Below are 19,949 nucleotides of genomic sequence, written 5' to 3'. Positions count from 1 at the left end.
TAGCCCCAGTACTAATGACTTTTCTTGAGTTTTTTCTTCTCACGCGAGCGAATATTCAGTAACTCTACGGTGAGTGAAAATCCCATCGCAACATATACATAGCCCTTAGGAATATGCATACCCATTCCTTCAGCAATCAGTACCACGCCAACTACTGTTAAGAAGGAGAGGGCTAAGACCTTGATAGAAGGGTGACGTTGTACAAAGTCGCCAATCGGCTTGGCAGCAATCAGCATAATGAGAATCGAAGCAATCACGGCAGCAATCATGACACTGATTTCATCGACCATACCTACTGCCGTAATCACACTGTCGAGCGAGAAGATAATATCGAGTAAGCCGATTTGTAATACAGAGCTAAGAAATAGAGCGGGAATCGACTTTTTGACCGTATCGCTATCGACATTTTCAATTTGTGCATCGTGTTCGCCCACTTCTACTTCAACGTAGATTTCTTTAGATGCTTTCCAGATTAAAAAGAATCCACCCAGCAATAGGATGAGATCACGACCGCTAATAGAATGATCTAACAATGCGAAGAGTGGGGTGGTAAGACTCATTACCCACGTCAGGCTGAGTAATAATAAGATGCGGGTGGCTAAAGCAAAGAACAGGCCAAAGCGCCGTACTTTTTCCCGAATTTCTATCGGCAGTCTATTGGCAATGACGCTAATAAAAATAATGTTGTCTATCCCCAGAACAATTTCCAGAGCAGAGAGCGTTAAAAAAGCGATCCAAGCATTGGGATCACTTAATAATTGCAGGGCACTTTCGATCATTGCTTATTTCTCTAAATTGAATTCAAGCTAAAGTGTATCGAAGTCAAAAAAAAGTGCTTGCTTAAACTAAACCCCTAATAATCATCAGGATAAAACTACAAAATTTAGTTGGGCTGATTTCTCATCCAATCGGCAGTATTGAAGAGGGATTCTTCTAGTTGTTTAGCAATATTGCCGTCAATGCCACACTCTTCAAGCGCACGATACATACATGCTAGCCATTGGTTGCGCTCTAGGATGCCAATCTTAAAATGCAGATGACGAGCACGCAGCATAGGGTGCCCATATTTGGGTGAATAAATGTCAGGTCCGCCCATCCAGCCTGTGAGGAAGAACTTAAGCTTTTCTCGAGAGCTGGTTGAGTCTGGGGGGTGGATAGCCTGAAGTTCGGCAAACTGGGGTTCTAGTGCCATGAGATCATAGAAACGATCGACCAATTCATCTACCTTATCGATGCCCCCAATGGCCTCATAAATACTGTGTTTTTCCATGGTATTGTCATTTTAATGCCATAAATTAGAAGGAATTGGCAGTCTGCCAATTTCGGTATAGAGTGGATATGAGAGATTTGATAAACCCCATATTGATAGGAGTTAAAAAATGGATGCACAAGAACTGCAAAAATGGCAACGTGAAAAAGCCAAAGAATTATTTGATTATTCACATACTTTGCTAGAGGCTGCAAAAAAATTGAGTGAACATCACTTAGCTGAGATTGAGTGGGGCATGAAGAATGCTTTAGATAGTGCAAAATCTGCCGCTAAAAATGATTTGGCGAAGTTGAAGGATTTGCAAGATGAAGCAACAAAAGAGGCTGCTAAACGGGCGAACGCTTATCAAAAGAAAGTGAAAGCTGTCTTGAAAGACTTGAGTGAGGGTGCCGCTGATGAAACAGAGAAGCATCTTGAAAAAGTACGTGCATCTCTGGTAACTTGGCTTGAAGATGCTGAAAATAAAATGCCAGCACATGCTGACAAGTTATCTAAAGTGGTTCACGAAATGTCTACTACTGGTCAGAATATGTTTAAAGAAGGGCGCCGTATTGTGAATGAAGTTGCGGATGCTGCAGAAAAAAATATTGATGAATTGGTTAAGAAAACACCATCATCGAAGAAAAAGTCTGACTAATTCTCCGTGTATTAGCCAAAGAGCCGCCTCAATTGTTGAGGCGGTTTTTTTATTTCCAGCCTTGTACCCATAGCTCACTATTAGTGAGGTCACGCCAAGCAATCTGTGTCGTCTTCTTGCTATAGACGGCCTCAATCTCGACGAACTCTATTTTTTCATTAGGGGGTTCGGGAAGAATGACCTTGCTCACTAGAAAATGCTTTTGTTTGGCAATCGGCTTTACTGCAGTCCACTTAGTGAGTAGCAGTTTCTTGGGACTCAGTTTATTCATCTGAAATGCTACCTAGAGAGCTGAGCATTGATACTCTTGCCCATTCATAATAAGTAGGCCAGTGGAGGGTGTAAATAATGTTCCTGATTGCTCAATTTGAGCGGGACATTGTTGAGCAAAATAGCTGAGATTACCTAGACTACCGCAGTAATCGAGCTTACCCCCTTTAAACGCCATTTGTGCTTTGCGAAGCACCATGGGGATTTTGGTTTCGCTGGCGGAATGACAAGTCCAAGTCGTATAGGTTTCTCTGTCGCACCCACTAAGTAAAGCCAATATCACAATGAGCAGCTGGGCATGGAGTACTTTTTTAGCAAATTTCATGGCGCTAGCTTACCCTGATTTATGACTTCATTCACTCTTTAAATTAGTATTAAGATTGTGCAATCTATTTGATAGTGGAGACAACATGAGTATCAATAAAAATATGAGTCGTCGTAGTGCCCTCAAAATAAGCCTTGGTGCTGCTGCCTTCACAACGGCGGCAGTCTCAGGTCAGACCCAGGCGGCTTCTATCAAAACTCCATTTATCGTTGGGCAAACTTATGTTCCCATCGCTGGCAGTGCAGAAGAGTTTCCTGTCAGACGTATTTATTGTATTGGTCGAAATTATGCCGCTCATGCTAGAGAAATGGGTTCTGACCCCACTCGAGAGCCGCCATTCTTTTTTCAAAAACCAACCGATGCCATTCAATTTGTGGCTCCCAATAAAATCGTCGATCATCCCTACCCAAGCTTGACTAAAAACTATCACTATGAAGTTGAGTTAGTCGCTGCAATCAGCAAGGGTGGCAAGAATATTCCAGTAGAAAAAGCGCTAGAGCATGTATATGGATATGCCTTGGGTCTGGATATGACTCGAAGGGATCTACAGCGTTTTATGGGGGATCAAAAAAAGCCTTGGGAAATTGGTAAGTCTTTTGATTACTCCGCTCCTATTGGCCCGATCTTTCCTGTGGCGCAAGTGGGGCATTTTCAGAGTGGAAAAATTACCTTATCGGTGAACGGCGTAACCAAGCAAAGTGCAGACCTCAATCAAATGATTTGGTCAGTAGCAGAGCAGATCGCCAAGTTATCTGAAGCGAATGAGATCTTTCCTGGGGATATTATTTATTCAGGAACCCCAGAAAATGTAGGTCCAGTAGTCAAAGGGGATGTGATCCGCTGCACGATTGATCGACTACCCGATTTGGTGATCAAGGTAGTTTGATTCATTGCTAAAGAACCCAGAAGTGATGGGTTCCATCTTTGCCCAGTTGTTCCACTAAACCAAACTCCCAATCGAGGTAGGCCTGCATTGCTGCAGGATCTACGCTCGTTCCTTCATACGGACGTTTGTAGCGATCTAGTGGTGGGGAAGCTAGATGGCTAGGACCTTTCTCTAGCTCTAAGCCAGCGCTAATCCATGCGGCTTTGCCACCTTCTAAAACGAATACTTCTGCGTTAGTTGGCACCCAAAATTCTTGAGCAATAAATAGACTTAATTCTGCAGGTGCGCTGGTAAGAACATAACGATTGGCTTTGGGAATTTTTTGCATCGCATCCGCCAATTGAGAGCGCAGGGCATACCAGCTACCAGGGATGTGACCCTTGACATAATTAGCGTGTGTACTGAAATCTACCGCAATCGTAGTGCTATCTGCTTTTAGCCAGTTCGCTAAAGTGATTGCATCAACCATCTTCACTTGAGGAAGGTTTGGTAAAGGTGGCTGCCATGGACCTTTCTCAGTGAGGGCAGCAGTGCCGACATCATCGAGAACATAAACCTCCCAAGCCATTTGTGCTAACCAAGAGGCAGGCATATTGGCTCGAACGCTGGCACCGCTAGGATCCACTAAGACAATGCGTGCGCCGCGCACTGGAGCAACCATTTCTGTTTCTTGAACAAGTTGCCCACCAGGTACCGAACGAAATCCTGGAAGGTGGCCGGATTCATATTCTTCTGGGGTGCGAGTATCAAAGAAATAAGTTGTCCGCTCACTCTGAGATTTCCACTGATCTACATCAGCTATAGTGGCGCGTTTCACACCAGCACTATCAGCCACCCTGCGTGCCCGCTGCGCTGCTTCGCTGGTAGTGCCTTGGCTCACATCTTTAAATTTGCGAGTTTGACCCTTGTCCAGTTCTTGTCCCGCTAGAGTCCAGCCAATCGTACCATTGCGTAGTGCATTGACTTCATTGGGGATGCCCGCATTGATGAGTGATTGTGTGCCGATGATGCTGCGAGTTCTGCCGGCGCAGTTGACGATGATCTTGGTTTTGGGATTGGGTGCTAACTCTGGTAAACGAAGAACCAACTCAGCGCCTGGTACGCTGATGCCAGTAGGGATGCTCATGGTGTTGTATTCATCAAAGCGACGCACGTCTACTACGACGACATCTGCTTGATTGTCGATGAGCTGTTTTACTTCTTGGGCAGAGAGGGATGGGGTATGGCGCTTTGATTCCACTAACTCACCAAAAGATTTACTGGGTACGTTTACATCCTTAAAGACTTCGCCACCTGCAGCTTTCCAAGCTTGCACACCACCCTCAAATATAGATACATCGCTAAAACCTAAAGACAGTAAGCGTTGTGCAGCCAACTCTGCATAGCCCTCGCCATCATCGAGCGTCACAATCGGAATATGTGTGTTTGGTAGTTTTCCGTAAGCATCTATCTCAATACGAGAGAGTGGTAAGTTGGCAGCGAATAAAGGATGCTCGCGTGCATGTGGGTCTTCTTCACGGACATCTATAAAAGCAATTTCTTCTTTGTTTAAAAGCTTATTGCGTACAAAGGAATAATGTTTTACTGGAATGCTCATATTGTCTCTACTGTTTTGATTAATCTAATTTAGCGCCGGACTTTTTAACCACTTCGCTCCAGCGCACAATCTCTTGGTTGATGTAATTGGCTAATTCAGGGCGGCTCATTTTTGGTACGGTAGCGCCCATGCCAGCCCAGCGTTCTTTAATCTCAGGTGAGGCAAGCGCGCTTTGTACTTCTGTGCTCATCTTATCGACAATCTCTTTGGGCGTACCTTTAATTGCCCACATGGCATACCAGCTCGAGACTACAAAATTGCTGATACCCAATTCTTGTGCGGTAGGTACATTTGGAAAAGCAGGGTTGCGTTGATTACTTGCAACCGCGACAGCAATAAGTTGACCGCTTTTAATAAACGGTGCTGCACCAGCTAGGGTGTCAAACATCATATCGACTTGACCGGCAACTAAATCTTGTAATGCTGGACCAGTGCCACGATAGGGAATGTGGGTGATGAATAATTTGTTTTGCATCTTAAACAGCTCACCAGCTAAGTGTTGTGATGTGCCGTTGCCTGTCGATGCATAGTTGTATTTGCCAGGATGCTTACGAATTTCTTCAATGATGGATTTCAAATCATTTTTTGGAAACTTACTAGGGTTGACGACGACCACATGGGGAACGCTGCCGATGATGGCAATGGGCTCAAAGTCTTTGGTAATGTCATAAGGCAGGTTGGGGTACATGCTGGGTGCAATCGAGTGATGCACTGCACCAAGAAGCCAGGTATATCCATCAGGAGCCATTTTTGCTGCAACGCCAGCACCCAGGGTGCCGCCTGCCCCGCCGCGGTTATCTACCACGATGGAATCATTGAGCTGGGTAGAAAGCTGTTTGGCCAAAGGGCGCCCAAAGGCATCTACAGCGCCGCCTGGGGGGAAGGGGTTAATAAAGGTGATGGGCTTGTTCGGGGCGGGCCAGGTGGTGTTTTGAGCACTTGCCATCAAGGTGACAAGGGAGAGCAGGCTGGCAGTTGCTAAAACTAGGATTTTTCTGAGCATTTTGATGTCTCCAGGATATTTTGTCTGATTAAAGCATTTTGGCTGAATGACTGCTTCTAAGAGTTATCCCTGATAAAAATCGCCATTTTTAGTGCTTTTTATGGGGATATACTGACTTCGTTGTTGGTATGAATATTTATTTGATGAATGGGAGACAAGATGTCACAACACGATACATTGTTAGCTGCTTTCGAAACATACAAAGCTGAGAACGAAAAATTTATTGAAAAAGGTATTAAGGCATCTGCAGCTCGCGCTCGTAAAGCCTTGCAAGAAATCGCTGGTGCTTGTAAGGAGCGTCGTAAAGAAATTACCGCTACAAAAGAAGCAATGGAAGCTAAGAAGTAATTCTTACCCCCAATTGATCTAAAAGCCTAGTCTAATCCACTAGGCTTTTTCTTTTAGATCGCCACACCAAAGAGGGTAAGTCGCATTGCTTGATTGCGAATAGCGACAAGAGATTGGTATTCAGGGCTATAAGCCCAGGTATGCGCATCTTCCTTGCTGGGGAAATGCAACTCTACAAATGCGCTAAAGGCTTGAATGGATAATTCATTCCAAAACACTTCGGTGATCTCGCCACGGTGCTCAATACTGCCTTTGTACTGCTCCACGGTTTTACCTACCTGACTGCGGTATTGCTCAAAGGCAGTTTGATCACTGAGCTCCATTAATCCGATGACTTTGACTGCCATATACCCTCGTTTTCTCGCTTTAAATGACTGATGTCAGCAGTGTATATCCGCGCTATAGTAAAAGCATGAACCAAGCCCAATTTTTACAGCAACTCAAAAAAGCGGGGTATCCCACGCCAGTGGAAGTGCAACAACCTCCCAATGGTCAGCTAGCCAATCACACCCATCCATTTGCAGTGCAAGCATTAATCTTGGATGGATATATCGAGATTGATATCGCAGGTGAGACAAAAAAATACGAAGTAGGCGATGTCTTTCAGCTAGCCTTTGAACAAGAACATGCAGAGCGCTATGGACCACAAGGCGTAAAGTATTTAGCGTCTCGCCAAACGGTCAACTAAGAAACAACTAAGGGCTTACCTTGGCGTTTGCTCATTTGGCCAATCACTCTAGCGCCTAAGAATTGATGTTGGTTAAAGATATCTAATACTGCTTTAACGCAATCTGGGCTGCAAGAGACGAGTAAGCCACCGCTAGTTTGCGGATCGGTTAACAAGGCACGCTGTGCTAAGGTGAAATCTGCTGGGATGCCTACTTCGTCACCATAGCTTTGCCAATTGCGATCCGATGCGCCTGTGATAATTCCCTCATCGGCAAGATGTTGTACGTTTGAGAGGAGTGGCACTTGGCTCCAGTCAATATGAGCGGTGCAACCAGAGCCCCGTGCTAACTCCAGCATATGACCTGCTAAGCCAAAGCCTGTAACATCGGTCAGAGCATGTACCCCAGCAAGCTTTGCTAAATCAGGACCTGCAGCATTGAGTTTGGTTGTGTTCGAAATCATTTCTCGATAGCCGTCTGGGCCAAGCAAATCCTTTTTCAAGGCTGCCGACAAAATACCGACGCCAAGGGGTTTTCCTAAAATCAATACATCACCGGGCTTAGCGCTCGCATTACTCTTTACGCGCTGAGGATCAACAATGCCAATTGCAACCAAGCCATAAATTGGCTCCACTGAATCAATCGTATGACCACCAGCAATCGGAATACCGGCGCTACGACACGCTTCAGCGCCACCTTCCAAAATGCGCGCAATAGTTTTATTGGATAAGACTTTGATCGGCATGCCAACTAAAGCAAGTGCAAATAATGGAGTGCCACCCATTGCATAGATATCGCTAATTGCATTGGTTGCTACAATCTTGCCAAAATCAAATGGATCATCCACGATGGGCATGAAGAAGTCAGTCGTTGCAACAATAGCTTGCGACTCATTAATTTGATAAACCGCAGCATCATCCGAGGTTTCAATGCCGATCAGCAATTCCTTGGGGAAGGGCAACTGAGGAACATTCTTCAAAATCTCTGCGAGTACCCCTGGTGCAATCTTGCAGCCACAGCCGCCACCATGAGAGAGGGAGGTTAAGCGTGGTTCAAGTGTTTCGGCAATGGTTGTTTGTGTCATACAAACATTTTAATCCGTAAGAATGTTAGCGATTGAAGCTTCTTTTCGGTGGGCTGCTACGCTTAGCTGGCGCCTGACGAGCTGGAGCGCTTCCTGAGCCACCACCACGGGGCTTTCTGGATTGTTGGTGTTGTTGGCTACGCAGTTGTATGGGTTGGGCTACTGCGTTTGGATCTGGCTCAAATCCCGCAATCACTTCTTGAGGAAGTTTTTGTTTGATGAGTTTTTCAATATCCCGCAGCATCTGGTGCTCATCAACGCAAACTAAAGAAACGGCAACCCCATTAGAGCCAGCACGACCAGTACGACCAATACGATGGACGTAATCTTCGGATACGTTTGGCAAGTCATAGTTCACCACATGCGGTAACTGATCAATATCAATACCCCGCGCAGCAATATCAGTGGCTACTAATGCTGTTAATTTACCCGCCTTAAAATCAGCTAGCGCTTTGGTGCGCGCAGTTTGACTTTTATTCCCATGAATGGCCATGCTGGTGATGCCATCTTTTTCTAATTGGGTGACGAGCTTATTGGCGCCATGCTTGGTACGTGTAAATACTAGAACCTGTTTCCAGTCATTGCTCTTAATAAGATGCGCTAAGAGCGGATGCTTTTTGGTTCTATCAACGGGATGGATTAACTGCGCAATGGCTTCATTCGCACTATTGCTACGGGCGACTTCAATCAACTCTGGTGAGTTGAGTAAGCCATCGGCTAATTGTTTAATCTCGGTTGAGAAGGTTGCCGAGAAGAGTAGGTTCTGACGTTTCTTGGGTAAGGCAGCCAAGATCTTTTTGATATCGCGTAAGAAGCCCATGTCGAGCATGCGATCAGCTTCATCCAACACCAGAATTTCAATATCGTTGAGTGAGACACATTTTTGCGACATCAAATCCAACAAGCGACCTGGTGTAGCAACTAAAATATCAAGGCCACCAGCAATCGCTTTAATTTGGGGATTGGCGCCAACACCGCCAAAGATGACAGTTGACTTTAGGCCCGTGTACTTGCCGTAAGTCAGCACAGACTCTTGAACTTGCGCGGCTAATTCGCGAGTAGGGGTCAAAATTAATACCCGTAACAGTCTTTTGCCACTCGCTTTGGGAGTGCTGCTGAGGCGTTGCAAGATAGGCAGTGTGAAGCCAGCAGTTTTGCCAGTGCCAGTTTGCGCTGCTGCTAAAAGATCTCCACCCTTCAGAACTGCGGGGATGGATTTCGCTTGAATAGGGGTAGGGCTGGTATAGCCTTCTTCTGCAATAGCGCGAAGAATGGGTTCTGATAAACCAAGATCTGCAAATAACATAGGGACCAATAAAGTATTGACCCGTATTCAACGTAATTAAAAATCGACTATCCCGGTCAATGGGGTGAGCTGCCACGCAAGCGCGTTTGCAGTAAGAGCTTCTATTTTAAGTCATTGACCTCAAAGAACTCACTTTATTGAATTAACCCGGATTCCAGAGGTTAGGAACAACGGTATTGGCATAACCAGAGACAAACGATTTTTCTGCACCAGTCACTGGGTCAAATACCGAGCGCTGAATTCTGCCGATATTGCTACCATACACATGAATGCTGATGGACGTTTGATGGAGATGATTGTTTTCAACAACATGGATGTCATGCGTATTCGGTGAGACGGTATCCACGTAACCCGGAGGACAAATACAAGCTTCGCCAGCTCTAAAGCCACCCTCTGCTTGACGATGGTATGGAGTCCCTTTTTCTTCTCCGCGTAATTGACCGACCATGCCCCAGACGGTATGGTTATGTAAGGGTGTTTTTTGACCTGGGCCCCAGACAAAACTCACAACCGAAAAGCGATCCAATGGATCTGCATAGAGAAGATATTGTTGGTAATACTGAGGATGTGGTTTAGTAAATTCGACTGGTAGCCAATCGTCGACAGCAATGAGATTCTCTAAGAGCTTTTTGCCTTTAGTGAAAATCACTGCTTCACTTGGTTTTTGCTCAAGTAATAGGCTGAGTTCTTTAACGAAGGTGAGTAATGTTCCATCAGACATGGGATACCTTTTATTCAGCAGCAAATAGAAAATCAGGAAAAGCTTTGGGTTTTAAGGTATCAACATCCAGGCAGGCGATATTAATTAAAACGCTGGCAATTAATTCCAGTTCCATAGCAGTCTTTAAAGTAGCTCGTTTTGCGGTTTGTCGAACGCTAACCTGAGCTCTACTTCGGCGTTCAATGACTTGATCGATATGCAGCATATCATCGAGGCGACCTGGTTTATGAAATTCCATCTGAAGCTCACGAACGGGCATCAAAATTTTGAATTCAGTAATCAGCTTGCTGGGGCTGAGATTTTTTTGAGCTAACCATTCAGCCCGACTACGTTCGAAGATATCAAGGTAGCGCGCATGATAGATAAATCCTGCAGCATCAGTATCGGCATAGCAGACCCGATGAGTGTAGATAAAAGTGCTTGGCAAACTCATTATTAGCGATTGGTTTTTAATTTATTTAGATAATATAAGCATCATATTACGATGGGGAATGCCCGCCTCATCGTAGGTTTGATCGGTAGCTACAAAACCCAGTTTTTCATAGAAAGGCATTGCTGTTAATTGAGAGTGCAAGATCAGAGAAGAGAAGTCTTTTGATTTGGCAGTCAGCAGTAGCTTTTCTAGTATTTGCCTGCCGATGTTTTGGCCTCGAAAGTTTGCCAAGACAGCCATACGCCCAATCTGGGCTTGCCCATTACCCAAATCGACTAGTCTTGCGGTGCCAACACATTGGCCGTCTTGGTGAGCCAGAACATGAATTGCTGAGGGATCGTACTCATCAAGCTCAAGCTCTTCTGGAACCCCTTGCTCTTCAATAAACACCTGCTTGCGGATGGAGTAAGCGGCTTCTGAGGCGCGCTCCCAGGGCAAAAGGAAGATTTCTATAGTTTTCAATGGTTTGACAGTATGAAATGCAATGTGTAAATAGGTTTAATTTACCAAATAAGAAACTTTAATTAAATATGCCATGGTTACAATGCACTAGTGGCGTATCAAGCCCGAATCTAGTTCCATCGAACCCTTTCAATTAGGAGTTATCTTGAAGAAATCTTTACTTGCTGGTTTATTCGCTACCGTTGGTATTACTTGTGCAACTTCTGTTTTTGCGCAAACGCCTGCAAAAATGTTGCCCTTAGCTGCTGAAGTGATTGTGCTTAGCGCAACCGTGGATTCTGTAGATGTTAAAAAACGTATTGTTGTCTTGAAAGATGCAAATGGTAACTTGGCACAGATGAATGTATCTAAAGCAATCAATGACTTGGATAAAGTCAAAAAAGGTGACGTATTCTTGGTTGAGCATGCACAAGCGGTTGCGGTTGGATTAACTGCTGCTGCTAAAGATGCTAAGCCAGGCGTTTCTGGTGTGCGTTCTGTAACGATCGCTGGCAAAGGTTCTGCTAAGCCATTCGAAGAAACAACAGACACTATTTATGCAACTGTGAAGATTTCAACGATCGATCAAAAGACCCGTATCGTCACTTTCACAATGCCTAGCGGCGAGAAGCAAAAAGTGAAAGTAGATCCAGCAGTGTTAGGTCTTGAGAAATTTAAAGCTGGTGATGATGTGATCGTTGAGTTTGTTGACGACACAGCGATTGGTTTCGTAACACCTAAGAAGTAATCCTTTGGCCCCAGGTTCAAGACCTGGGACCCATCCTTATCTTTCTTCATACAGATGTTCATCTGGCGAAAGAGATGTCGAGAGCAGGCCCTGAAAAATAAAGCGTTTTAAATTAAAAGAAGTAATTTAGAAAATTAGTAAGAGGCAAATATGCAATTTGACTTTCACTCAACCCGCTCCATCCTGGTAGAAAGAGGCGGCACTCATCATCTTGCCAAGAGAATTGCCGAGCGGGGTGGAAAATCTGTACTAATCATTACTGATCCAGGAGTTCTATCCTCTGGCTTGCTTGAGAAAGCCTTACCTCAGTTCAAAGAAATTGGTTTGCCAGTGCAAATATTTTCTGATGTGCAGGCTGATCCGCCCGAATCAGTGATTGATGCTGCTGTAAAAGCAGCTCAAGATGCCAAAGCGGATTACATCGTTGGTTTTGGTGGTGGAAGCTCAATGGACGTAGCCAAATTAGTTGCCCTATTAGCCCCCGGTAAAGAAAAGTTAGCAGATGTCTATGGTGTAGGCATGGCGAAAGGGCCGCGCTTACCCCTGATCTTGGTTCCTACAACAGCAGGCACTGGTTCTGAGGTAACCACCATTTCTATTGTTACTGTTAGCGAGAGTGAAAAGAAAGGCGTCGTTTCCCCTCAATTGCTCCCAGACCTTGCATTGCTTGATGCCGAGTTAACGCTGGGACTTCCAGCCCATGTCACAGCTGCAACTGGTATTGATGCCATGGTTCATGCTATTGAAGCCTTTACAACCAAACGCTTAAAAAATCCTGTTTCTGATTGTTTAGCCAAAGAGGCTTTGCGTCTATTGGCCGGTAATCTTCATAAAGCGGTTAGAACTGGTAGCGATATTGATGCACGTGAAAACATGTTATTAGGTGCTTGTCTCGCGGGAATGGCATTTACGAATGCCCCTGTAGCAGGTGTACACGCATTAGCTTATCCAATTGGCGCAAGATTTCATGTGCCGCATGGTCTATCAAATGCATTAATGCTGGGGCCTGTGATGCGCTTTAATTTAGAAGCTGCGCACAGTATGTATGCCGAGTTGGGTCAAATTATCAAGCCTGGCTTACAAGGCTCATCCATTGAACAGGCTACTCAACTGGCCAACTATCTTGGCGGTCTTGCTGGTGAGTTGGGGTTGCCAAAACAATTAATTGAGGTTGGTATCACCGCAGAGGATATTGATCAGTTGGCTGCGGATGCAATGCTGCAAACACGCTTATTACAAAATAGTCCTCGTGAAATTACTTTGAATGATGCCGCACTGCTTTATAGAGAGGCTTTATGAGCGATAAAAAAGCTAGTCCACCAGTTCGCGCTGATTTTGTAGCATTTGAAGAGGTTCATTCTAGATGGATGGATAATGATGTTTATGGGCACATTAATAACGTGGTGTACTACTCTTTTTTTGATACAGCAGTAAATCGTTATCTCATTGAGCAAAATGTTTTGGATGTACTTGAAAGCAGCGCTATCGGCTTGGTGATTGAGACCCAATGCCAATATTTTTCACCAATTGCCTATCCCGACATGATTCATGTTGGATTGAAAGTAGCACATTTAGGAAATAGTAGCGTCAAATATGAAGTCGCCATTTTTAAGAATGAAGATGACCTTGCCTCAGCGATGGGATATTTTGTCCATGTTTATGTTGATCGGAAGACTAATAAACCAACACCAATTCCACAGGATGTTCGCGAGGTGTTACAGAAACTTGTAAAAGTAGATAAATGAATACATGCTTAACCGAAGTATTTAGATGGACATGGTTGGCAAAGCGCGCATAGAAGCATCAAGATTTTTTCCCAATAAGTCTATTTCTTAGCATTAGGAAAAAAGAGTTGTTCGCCACCAATTTGATAGCTCGCAATCACGTCTTGACCATTCTTAGAAATGAGCCAGTCTATAAATGCTTGGCCCTCAGCCTTTTTCACTGACGGGTACTTGGCTGGATTGACTAGCATCACGCCATATTGATTAAAGAGCTTGGGGTCGCCTTGAACCAATATAGTGAGGTCACCACGATTCTTAAAGCTTAACCAGGTTGCGCGGTCTGCCAAGATATAGCCATTCATTGCTGAGGCGGTATTGAGGGCAGGGCCCATACCGGAGCCAGTTTCTTTGTACCAAGTCTGACTTGGCGAGACTGCGATGCCGGCACCTTTCCAGTAACGCAATTCTGCCGCATGTGTACCGCTTTTATCACCACGAGAAACAAAGGGTGCTTGGGCGGATGCAATTTTTTGGAATGCCGCTTGGATATCTTTGCCACCGCCAACTTTTGCAGGATCAGATTTGGGTCCAATTAATACGAAGTCGTTGTACATCACCTCATTGCGTTTGGTGGAATAGCCTTCTTGGACAAATAGCTCTTCTGCTGGTTTGTCATGAACGAAGACAACATCTGCATCGCCACGACGACCGATATCTAATGCTTGGCCAGTACCAACGGCAACCACTTTGACATCTATCCCAGTCTTCATCTTGAAGATTGGCAAGATGAAACCAAATAGACCAGATTGTTCGGTTGAGGTAGTTGAGGAAACCACAATGCTCTTTTCTTGTGCGAGTGCTTGTGGGGCATTGAAAGAAAAAGCGATTAGTAAGCTAAAGAAGAGATTAGGAATCAGTTTTTTCATAAAACATACCAAAGAGTTGACTAGGCGGATATCATCTCATACATTAATACTTAATGAATATGCAAAAAATTACATATGCAAATTGAAGTTCGTCCATCTCTTGTCGTGCAAAGCCAGGGCAAAAACTCTGTGGATCTCATTTGGCTATCTCAACTCCTTAAGGACATTGAGAGTGGCAGCTCCTTAGTGGTAGCCAGCAAAAGGGCGGGCACCTCCTATCGGGGTGCTTGGGGCAAATTGAATGAGGTTGAAGCTACTTTGGGAATGCCTCTGATTGTTCGTACTAAAGGACATGGATCTAAGTTAACGGAGTTTGGATCTTTTCTCTTTAAATTTATTGATGACATGCAGGCTGGGCACTTGAAGTACGGCAACGCCTATCAAGAAGCCTTGATGAAAGAAATGAATCGCGTACAAAAATCAGAAAGCGCTCGCTGGAAGTTTTTGTCGAGTAGCGATTCGATTATTCAGCAGGCTGTCAGAGAAGTAAAAGGCTTTAATCTGAAAATTGCTGGCTCTGGAGAGTCTCTAGAAAGGCTTCTCAATAATGAGGCTGATATTGCTGGCTACCATGTATCGAATGAGCAGAGCTCAAAGGCCATTTATCAGCGTTTATCCAAAAGCGATATTCAAATATATCCAGTAATGAAGCGAACGCAGGGTCTGATCGTTAAAAAGGGGAACCCACGACACATTCGATCAATTGAGGACTTGCTCAATCAAAAAATTCGCTTCATCAACCGTCAAATAGGTTCAGGCACTAGATTAATGCTCGACACCTTATTGATTAATGAGGGAATTGATCCCTTTGAGATTAATGGTTACCTACAAGAAGAGTTCACGCACTCTGCAGTAGCTAATGCGATTCTGGCTGATAAGGCTGACGTTGGAATCGGAGTAAAAAATATTGCACTTGAAAATGGTCTTGGCTTTGTGCCTTTGCAAGATGAAATTTTCTTCATTGCCATGCACAAGGAGATGGTGTCTCAGCCTGAATCTTCAAAGTTGATTCGTAAAATTCGCAGCTATTCTGGAAATACACCAGGCTATAAGGCAGTTAGCCTTAATAGACAGGTAAAAGACTGGCTTTGAGCGAGTTTGATCGAAGGCTACAATCTCTTTGAATATGTCTTTGCGCCTACTATCGCTATTCGCATCACTCCTGCTGTTTGCAAACTTTGCTTTTGCTCAGGGTGCAACGGTTGCTGTTGCTGCCAATATGAAAGATGCCTTTAGTGAGATTGCCGGTGCGTTTAAGGCTACTGGTAAATCAGAGTTGAGAATAGTATATGGCTCCTCTGGTAATTTCACAGCTCAAATTATGAATGGTGCGCCATTCAATCTCTTGATCGCCGCTGATGAGTATTTTCCTCTTGAGCTTTATAAAAATGGCAAGACGATCAATGAAGGAGTTGTCTACGCCATTGGCAAGCTTGCCTTGATTGCCAAAACCTCTGCTGGCATTCAGCTAGTTAACAGCAAGGCGGAGGTCAGCAGAGTCATCATGAAGGCAAACAAGATTGCTATCGCAAAACCTGAGTTAGCGCCTTATGGAAAAGCGGCGATGGAATATCTCAAAGCAGAGGGCTTATGGGATCTGGCGAAAAATAAACTGGTCTATGCCGATAACATTGGCGTGGCTACAACATACGTAGTGAGTGGTGCTGCAGATATTGGCTTTACTGCTTTGTCATTAGTGAAGTCATCAGGGGTCGCAAAAGAGACCAACTTCATATTGGTCGATAGCAAACTCTATCCCCCCATTCAACAAAGAATGGTGTTGATCAAAGATGCCCCACAAGAGGCGCAAGATCTATATCAATTTATGCAGGGCCCGCAGGCAAAATCGATTCTGCGTAAATACGGCTTCACAACACCTACTGCACTGAATTGATTTCAGGTATTTGCGTCTCTTCTCAATCAATTCAAATGAGTCTGGATTAAGCCTATTACTTTTGCTTTGGATCAAATCCTAAAGGCTTAGGATGCCTCATTATTAAAGGGAATAATTTCGCTTTTGAATGAATGATATTCATTCTCATTTAAAGCTATAATCCCTTCTTAGCTAGCTAAAAAGCATATTGAATGAATTTAGATCAGGTCGACCTTGGTAACCTCTATCGGGTGAGTGAAGTGAATGCCCCCAAAGGCGCCCCTCAAATTAAGGGGCAGTTGGAAGATATTGGTTTTCTTCCCGGTGAGCAGGTCACTTTGCTGCGCAAAGGTCTGCTGAAAAAAGGGCCTTATCTAGTTCGAGTTGGTATTTCCACATTTGCCTTGCGTCAATCAGAAGCTCGGATGATTGAGGTTGAGTTAATTCCTCATGTCTGAATCTACCGTCCATTTTTTCCCCAACGAACCAATCGTCGCTTTATTGGGTAATCCCAATTGTGGAAAGACCGCATTATTTAATTTACTCACTGGCAGTCGCCAGAAAGTCGCCAATTATTCTGGTGTAACTGTTGAGCGTAAAGAGGGTCGACTAGCACTTGGGTCTGGAAAAAATATTCGTATCTTAGATTTGCCAGGTGCTTATAGTCTTTATCCAAGATCTTTGGATGAGCGTGTTACTTGTAATGTCCTCTTGGGCAGAGCAGAAGGGGAGAAACGTCCTGACTTAGTTTTGTGCATTTTGAGTGCTATGAACTTGCGTCGCAATCTACGCCTAGTATTAGCTGCGAAGCGCTTGGGATTGCCATGCGTTGTAGTGCTCAATATGCTCGACATCGCTAAACGCCAAGGCTTGCAGATTGATACAGCTGCACTCTCTCAGGAACTGGGGCTACCGGTGATTACGAGTGTTGGCATACAGTCAGATGGCGCAGATGGTATCAAGCAGTTCTTATCAGAATTAGATTGGCGCAATCTCAATGCCTTGCGCACCGGTACTAGTGATGCCACCTTAGAAAATGTTGCTTCGCATATTGCCCATACAGAATCTGACAACGTGCAGGTACAACGTATATTGCAGAACTTGGGTCTTGACCAAATTATTCCCGATCAACTGAGTGATCGCTTGGATGCAGTATTGCTACACCCAATAGTTGGTCCGATGATTTTGGTTGTCTTACTCTTTTGCATTTTCCAAGCCGTCTTTACTTGGGCAACCATGCCGATGGAATTGATCAAGACCTCGATTGAATATCTTGGCACACAAATGAGTGAGGTTCTGCCAGACACCTGGTTACGTAGCTTGTTGATTAATGGCATCTTGGCTGGATTAGGTGGGGTTGTGATCTTTCTACCGCAGATCTTGATTTTGTTCTTCTTTATTTTGTTACTAGAAGAGTCTGGTTATTTGCCCAGAGCGGCCTATCTCTTGGATCGCGTGATGGGCTCCGTTGGTTTATCGGGGCGCTCATTCATTCCCCTTCTATCTAGCTTTGCCTGCGCTATTCCTGGCATCATGGCAACGCGTAGTATCTCTAATGCGCGCGATCGTTTAGTCACCATCTTGATCGCACCGATGATGACTTGTTCAGCGCGTCTGCCGGTGTACGCTTTATTAATCTCTGCATTTATTCCGGAACAGAAATTATGGGCCGGCATTGATTTGCAAGGCTTAGTACTGTTTTTGTTGTACTTGGCCGGTATCTTGGGGGCCATGGCTGTAGCCTGGGTGCTGAAACGATTTACTAGTGAGCAGTTCAGAATGAATGCCCTCATGATGGAGTTACCGAGTTATCACTTGCCACGCTTAGGCAATTTAGCCATCAGTCTATGGCAACGCGCAGAAATTTTCTTGCGTCGTGTGGGCGGCATTATTTTGATCATGACCATTAGTCTATGGCTTTTATCGAGCTTTCCGCAGCCACCAGAAGGCGCAACTGGATCTCCAATTCAATATAGTTTTGCTGGCGTCATCGGACAGGCCCTAGCGCATGTCTTCTCGCCAATTGGTTTTAACTTGCAGATCAGCATTGCCTTAGTGCCTGGCATGGCTGCGCGCGAGGTAGTCGTGAGTTCACTTGCAACGGTTTACGCCTTATCAAGCTCTAGTGCTGATGCAGCAGAAGCATTGATTCCATTGATCTCTAGTGGTTGGTCGTTAGCGACGGCTCTTTCTTTGCTGGCATGGTTTGTGTTTGCGCCGCAGTGCCTTTCAACCATTGCTGCGGTTAAGCGCGAAACAGGCGGTTGGAAGATTCCAATCATTATGCTGAGCTACTTGTTCGGACTAGCTTACATTGCTTCATTCATTACCTACCGCATTGCGACTTTCCTCGGCTTAGCTTAGTCGTCCGCTTTCATTCTATTTGCTGCACCACCGCATATTTTGCTGCAGTAATATTCCTTTTGTAGTGATTAATTAGTAATTGAAATAATTTATTAAAACAAAAGGAGAAATGGATGAGTTCACGCCGTCAATTTATGAAAACCGCATCAGCAGCAGGTGCTGGTTTAGTAGCAGCTTCCACTATGGGTGTAATGCAAGAAGCTTCTGCACATCAAACTTCAGTATGGGGTGGTGAGCCATACAAGGGTCCTCGTGAAATGGTGAAGAACAGCAAGATCCTCTCCATCATGAATTCTGACGGTACAGAGACTTTAGGGGTTGTAACTCCAAAGGGTGTAATTGATGTCCGCGCTGTAGCCAAGAAGATGAAGATTGCCGCTCCAACTACGCTAGATCAGTTGTTGCAAGAAGGTAATGCTGCAGGATTTAATAGAGTAGTGGCTAGCGCAGATAAATCTGGTGTTCCTTACTTAAAAGAATCTGACATTACTTTTGGACGTCTATTTAAAAATCCAGGCAAGATTATCTGTGTTGGCTTAAATTTCCGTGCCCATGCCGATGAGGTTGGTCGTGGTTACCCACGCGTTCCACCATTGTTTAATAAATACAATAACACTCTGACTGCGCATAACAGCTTATTGCAGATTCCTCCGCCATCAGTGTCTTACAAGCTTGACTATGAGACTGAGCTGTTGATTGTGGTGGGCAAGCAAGGACGTAACATCCCTGAATCTGCGGCGCTCGATTATATTGGCGGGTATTGCACCTCTAATGACTTCTCCTCACGTGACTTGCAGCTAGATCTACCCAATGGTCAGTGGATGGTAGGTAAGACCTTAGATCAGTACGCACCAATCGGTCCTTATTTTGTGACGGCTGATTTAGTGGGTGACCCTAACAACTTGACGGTCAAAACTTGGGTCAATGGTGAGTTACGTCAAAACTCAAATACCTCAGACTTTATTCATAACACCCAAAAGATGATCTCTTATATCAGTACCTATTGGACTCTAGAGCCTGGCGATATTATCTTTACGGGAACTCCGGAAGGCGTAATTGCAGGGATGCCGAAAGACAAACAAGTCTGGCTAAAGAAGGGCGATAAGGTAGTCAGTTCAGTAGGAAATCTTGGTGAACTCAAATTTACCTTGGCATAAGCTAACTTAAAACTAAGCCGTACATTAGAAAAGTCACCCTATGAACTGACCCCCAGTAGTTGGACAGTTTAGTTAGGTTAGCACAAGGGATTGAGTTCGGTATTGCACCGGGCTCAATCCCTTTAGTTTTTGCTTGATTCGATCATGGTTGTAGTAGTGGATATATTC

General features: G+C 44.6%; 26 protein-coding genes. 12 read left to right on the top strand and 14 right to left on the bottom strand.

Annotation, left to right across the window (positions count from 1 at the left end; translation table 11 throughout):
- Window positions 1–11 precede the first annotated feature (11 nt).
- Window positions 12–779, bottom strand: coding sequence for a TerC family protein (locus ICN21_RS03555; protein ID WP_216176781.1), 768 nt, complete (start codon window positions 777–779; stop codon window positions 12–14).
- Window positions 780–883: 104 nt separating this feature from the next.
- Window positions 884–1,270, bottom strand: a complete 387-nt coding sequence (locus ICN21_RS03550; protein WP_215295118.1) for a group II truncated hemoglobin — start codon at window positions 1,268–1,270, stop codon at window positions 884–886.
- Window positions 1,271–1,379: 109 nt separating this feature from the next.
- Here ICN21_RS03550 and ICN21_RS03545 point away from each other — a divergent pair, with 109 nt between their 5' ends.
- Entirely contained in the window at window positions 1,380–1,907 is a 528-nt protein-coding gene (locus tag ICN21_RS03545) for a hypothetical protein (protein ID WP_215295116.1), read from the top strand.
- A gap of 49 nt (window positions 1,908–1,956) precedes the next feature.
- Here the strand turns inward: ICN21_RS03545 and ICN21_RS03540 are convergent, their stop codons facing one another.
- Both ICN21_RS03540 and ICN21_RS03535 read right to left on the bottom strand, forming a co-directional pair.
- Window positions 1,957–2,178, bottom strand: coding sequence for a TIGR02450 family Trp-rich protein (locus ICN21_RS03540; RefSeq protein WP_215295114.1), 222 nt, complete (start codon window positions 2,176–2,178; stop codon window positions 1,957–1,959).
- A 12-nt stretch (window positions 2,179–2,190) separates the two neighbouring features.
- On the bottom strand, window positions 2,191–2,502 hold the full coding sequence (locus ICN21_RS03535; RefSeq protein WP_215318312.1) for a hypothetical protein: 312 nt from the start codon (window positions 2,500–2,502) through the stop codon (window positions 2,191–2,193).
- 85 nt (window positions 2,503–2,587) lie between these two features.
- On the opposite strand from ICN21_RS03535, the gene ICN21_RS03530 reads away from it, so the two are divergent.
- The gene (locus ICN21_RS03530) at window positions 2,588–3,388 is read left to right on the top strand and encodes a fumarylacetoacetate hydrolase family protein (protein ID WP_251369953.1); all 801 of its coding nucleotides are present in this window, start codon (window positions 2,588–2,590) and stop codon (window positions 3,386–3,388) included.
- Window positions 3,389–3,395: 7 nt separating this feature from the next.
- Here the strand turns inward: ICN21_RS03530 and ICN21_RS03525 are convergent, their stop codons facing one another.
- Both ICN21_RS03525 and ICN21_RS03520 read right to left on the bottom strand, forming a co-directional pair.
- Entirely contained in the window at window positions 3,396–4,985 is a 1,590-nt protein-coding gene (locus ICN21_RS03525) for a rhodanese homology domain-containing protein (protein WP_216176779.1), read from the bottom strand.
- Between the two features lie 19 nt (window positions 4,986–5,004).
- Window positions 5,005–5,988: a tripartite tricarboxylate transporter substrate binding protein gene (locus tag ICN21_RS03520; protein ID WP_216125318.1), complete on the bottom strand. Its 984-nt coding sequence runs from the start codon at window positions 5,986–5,988 to the stop codon at window positions 5,005–5,007.
- A 159-nt stretch (window positions 5,989–6,147) separates the two neighbouring features.
- Here ICN21_RS03520 and ICN21_RS03515 point away from each other — a divergent pair, with 159 nt between their 5' ends.
- Entirely contained in the window at window positions 6,148–6,336 is a 189-nt protein-coding gene (locus ICN21_RS03515; RefSeq protein WP_087909716.1) for a hypothetical protein, read from the top strand.
- A gap of 53 nt (window positions 6,337–6,389) precedes the next feature.
- Here ICN21_RS03515 and ICN21_RS03510 read toward each other — a convergent pair whose 3' ends face one another.
- Window positions 6,390–6,683 (bottom strand): DUF1330 domain-containing protein, encoded by a 294-nt coding sequence (locus tag ICN21_RS03510; RefSeq protein WP_216176777.1) that lies wholly within the window; start codon window positions 6,681–6,683, stop codon window positions 6,390–6,392.
- Window positions 6,684–6,748: 65 nt separating this feature from the next.
- Between ICN21_RS03510 and ICN21_RS03505 the strand changes: the two genes are divergently transcribed.
- Window positions 6,749–7,024, top strand: coding sequence for a cupin domain-containing protein (locus ICN21_RS03505; protein WP_216176775.1), 276 nt, complete (start codon window positions 6,749–6,751; stop codon window positions 7,022–7,024).
- Here the strand turns inward: ICN21_RS03505 and selD are convergent.
- The 5 genes from selD to ICN21_RS03480 all read right to left on the bottom strand — a co-directional run bounded on the left by selD (window position 7,021) and on the right by ICN21_RS03480 (window position 11,010).
- On the bottom strand, window positions 7,021–8,088 hold the full coding sequence (selD, locus tag ICN21_RS03500) for a selenide, water dikinase SelD (protein WP_216176773.1): 1,068 nt from the start codon (window positions 8,086–8,088) through the stop codon (window positions 7,021–7,023). The genes ICN21_RS03505 and selD overlap by 4 nt on opposite strands.
- Window positions 8,089–8,113: 25 nt before the next feature.
- Entirely contained in the window at window positions 8,114–9,394 is a 1,281-nt protein-coding gene (locus ICN21_RS03495) for a DEAD/DEAH box helicase (protein ID WP_216176771.1), read from the bottom strand.
- Between the two features lie 142 nt (window positions 9,395–9,536).
- On the bottom strand, window positions 9,537–10,115 hold the full coding sequence (locus tag ICN21_RS03490; protein ID WP_216176769.1) for a hypothetical protein: 579 nt from the start codon (window positions 10,113–10,115) through the stop codon (window positions 9,537–9,539).
- Window positions 10,116–10,125: 10 nt separating this feature from the next.
- Window positions 10,126–10,548: a YbgC/FadM family acyl-CoA thioesterase gene (locus ICN21_RS03485; RefSeq protein WP_216176767.1), complete on the bottom strand. Its 423-nt coding sequence runs from the start codon at window positions 10,546–10,548 to the stop codon at window positions 10,126–10,128.
- A 21-nt stretch (window positions 10,549–10,569) separates the two neighbouring features.
- Entirely contained in the window at window positions 10,570–11,010 is a 441-nt protein-coding gene (locus tag ICN21_RS03480; protein WP_216176765.1) for a GNAT family N-acetyltransferase, read from the bottom strand.
- A 145-nt stretch (window positions 11,011–11,155) separates the two neighbouring features.
- Here ICN21_RS03480 and ICN21_RS03475 point away from each other — a divergent pair, with 145 nt between their 5' ends.
- The 3 genes from ICN21_RS03475 (at window position 11,156) to ICN21_RS03465 (ending at window position 13,482) form a co-directional block, all read left to right on the top strand.
- The gene (locus ICN21_RS03475) at window positions 11,156–11,737 is read left to right on the top strand and encodes a hypothetical protein (RefSeq protein WP_255534192.1); all 582 of its coding nucleotides are present in this window, start codon (window positions 11,156–11,158) and stop codon (window positions 11,735–11,737) included.
- Window positions 11,738–11,887: 150 nt separating this feature from the next.
- Window positions 11,888–13,036 carry an iron-containing alcohol dehydrogenase gene (locus ICN21_RS03470; RefSeq protein ID WP_216176763.1) on the top strand — a complete coding sequence of 383 codons (1,149 nt, stop codon included), beginning with the start codon at window positions 11,888–11,890 and terminating at the stop codon, window positions 13,034–13,036.
- The gene (locus tag ICN21_RS03465) at window positions 13,033–13,482 is read left to right on the top strand and encodes a thioesterase family protein (RefSeq protein WP_216176761.1); all 450 of its coding nucleotides are present in this window, start codon (window positions 13,033–13,035) and stop codon (window positions 13,480–13,482) included. Before ICN21_RS03470 ends, ICN21_RS03465 begins: the two co-directional genes overlap by 4 nt.
- Before the next feature lie 80 nt (window positions 13,483–13,562).
- Here ICN21_RS03465 and ICN21_RS03460 read toward each other — a convergent pair whose 3' ends face one another.
- Window positions 13,563–14,387 (bottom strand): substrate-binding domain-containing protein, encoded by an 825-nt coding sequence (locus tag ICN21_RS03460; RefSeq protein ID WP_216176759.1) that lies wholly within the window; start codon window positions 14,385–14,387, stop codon window positions 13,563–13,565.
- Window positions 14,388–14,462: 75 nt separating this feature from the next.
- Here ICN21_RS03460 and ICN21_RS03455 point away from each other — a divergent pair, with 75 nt between their 5' ends.
- The 5 genes from ICN21_RS03455 (at window position 14,463) to ICN21_RS03435 (ending at window position 19,781) form a co-directional block, all read left to right on the top strand.
- Window positions 14,463–15,479, top strand: coding sequence for a substrate-binding domain-containing protein (locus ICN21_RS03455; RefSeq protein WP_215295088.1), 1,017 nt, complete (start codon window positions 14,463–14,465; stop codon window positions 15,477–15,479).
- 34 nt (window positions 15,480–15,513) lie between these two features.
- Window positions 15,514–16,281 (top strand): molybdate ABC transporter substrate-binding protein, encoded by a 768-nt coding sequence (gene modA / locus ICN21_RS03450; protein ID WP_216176757.1) that lies wholly within the window; start codon window positions 15,514–15,516, stop codon window positions 16,279–16,281.
- Window positions 16,282–16,472: 191 nt separating this feature from the next.
- The gene (locus tag ICN21_RS03445; protein WP_215318298.1) at window positions 16,473–16,718 is read left to right on the top strand and encodes a FeoA family protein; all 246 of its coding nucleotides are present in this window, start codon (window positions 16,473–16,475) and stop codon (window positions 16,716–16,718) included.
- Window positions 16,711–18,624 (top strand): ferrous iron transporter B, encoded by a 1,914-nt coding sequence (locus ICN21_RS03440; RefSeq protein ID WP_216176755.1) that lies wholly within the window; start codon window positions 16,711–16,713, stop codon window positions 18,622–18,624. The genes ICN21_RS03445 and ICN21_RS03440 overlap by 8 nt, the downstream gene beginning before the upstream one ends.
- Window positions 18,625–18,737: 113 nt before the next feature.
- On the top strand, window positions 18,738–19,781 hold the full coding sequence (locus ICN21_RS03435; RefSeq protein WP_215318296.1) for a fumarylacetoacetate hydrolase family protein: 1,044 nt from the start codon (window positions 18,738–18,740) through the stop codon (window positions 19,779–19,781).
- 72 nt (window positions 19,782–19,853) lie between these two features.
- Here ICN21_RS03435 and ICN21_RS03430 read toward each other — a convergent pair.
- Window positions 19,854–19,949, bottom strand: a 96-nt coding sequence (locus tag ICN21_RS03430) for an IS3 family transposase (protein ID WP_216123889.1), incomplete at its 5' end; no start/stop codon positions are given.

It is taken from the genome of Polynucleobacter sp. AP-Feld-500C-C5, from assembly GCF_018882265.1.
GTDB lineage: Bacteria > Pseudomonadota > Gammaproteobacteria > Burkholderiales > Burkholderiaceae > Polynucleobacter.
This window is presented reverse-complemented; position numbering and strand designations above follow the sequence as displayed.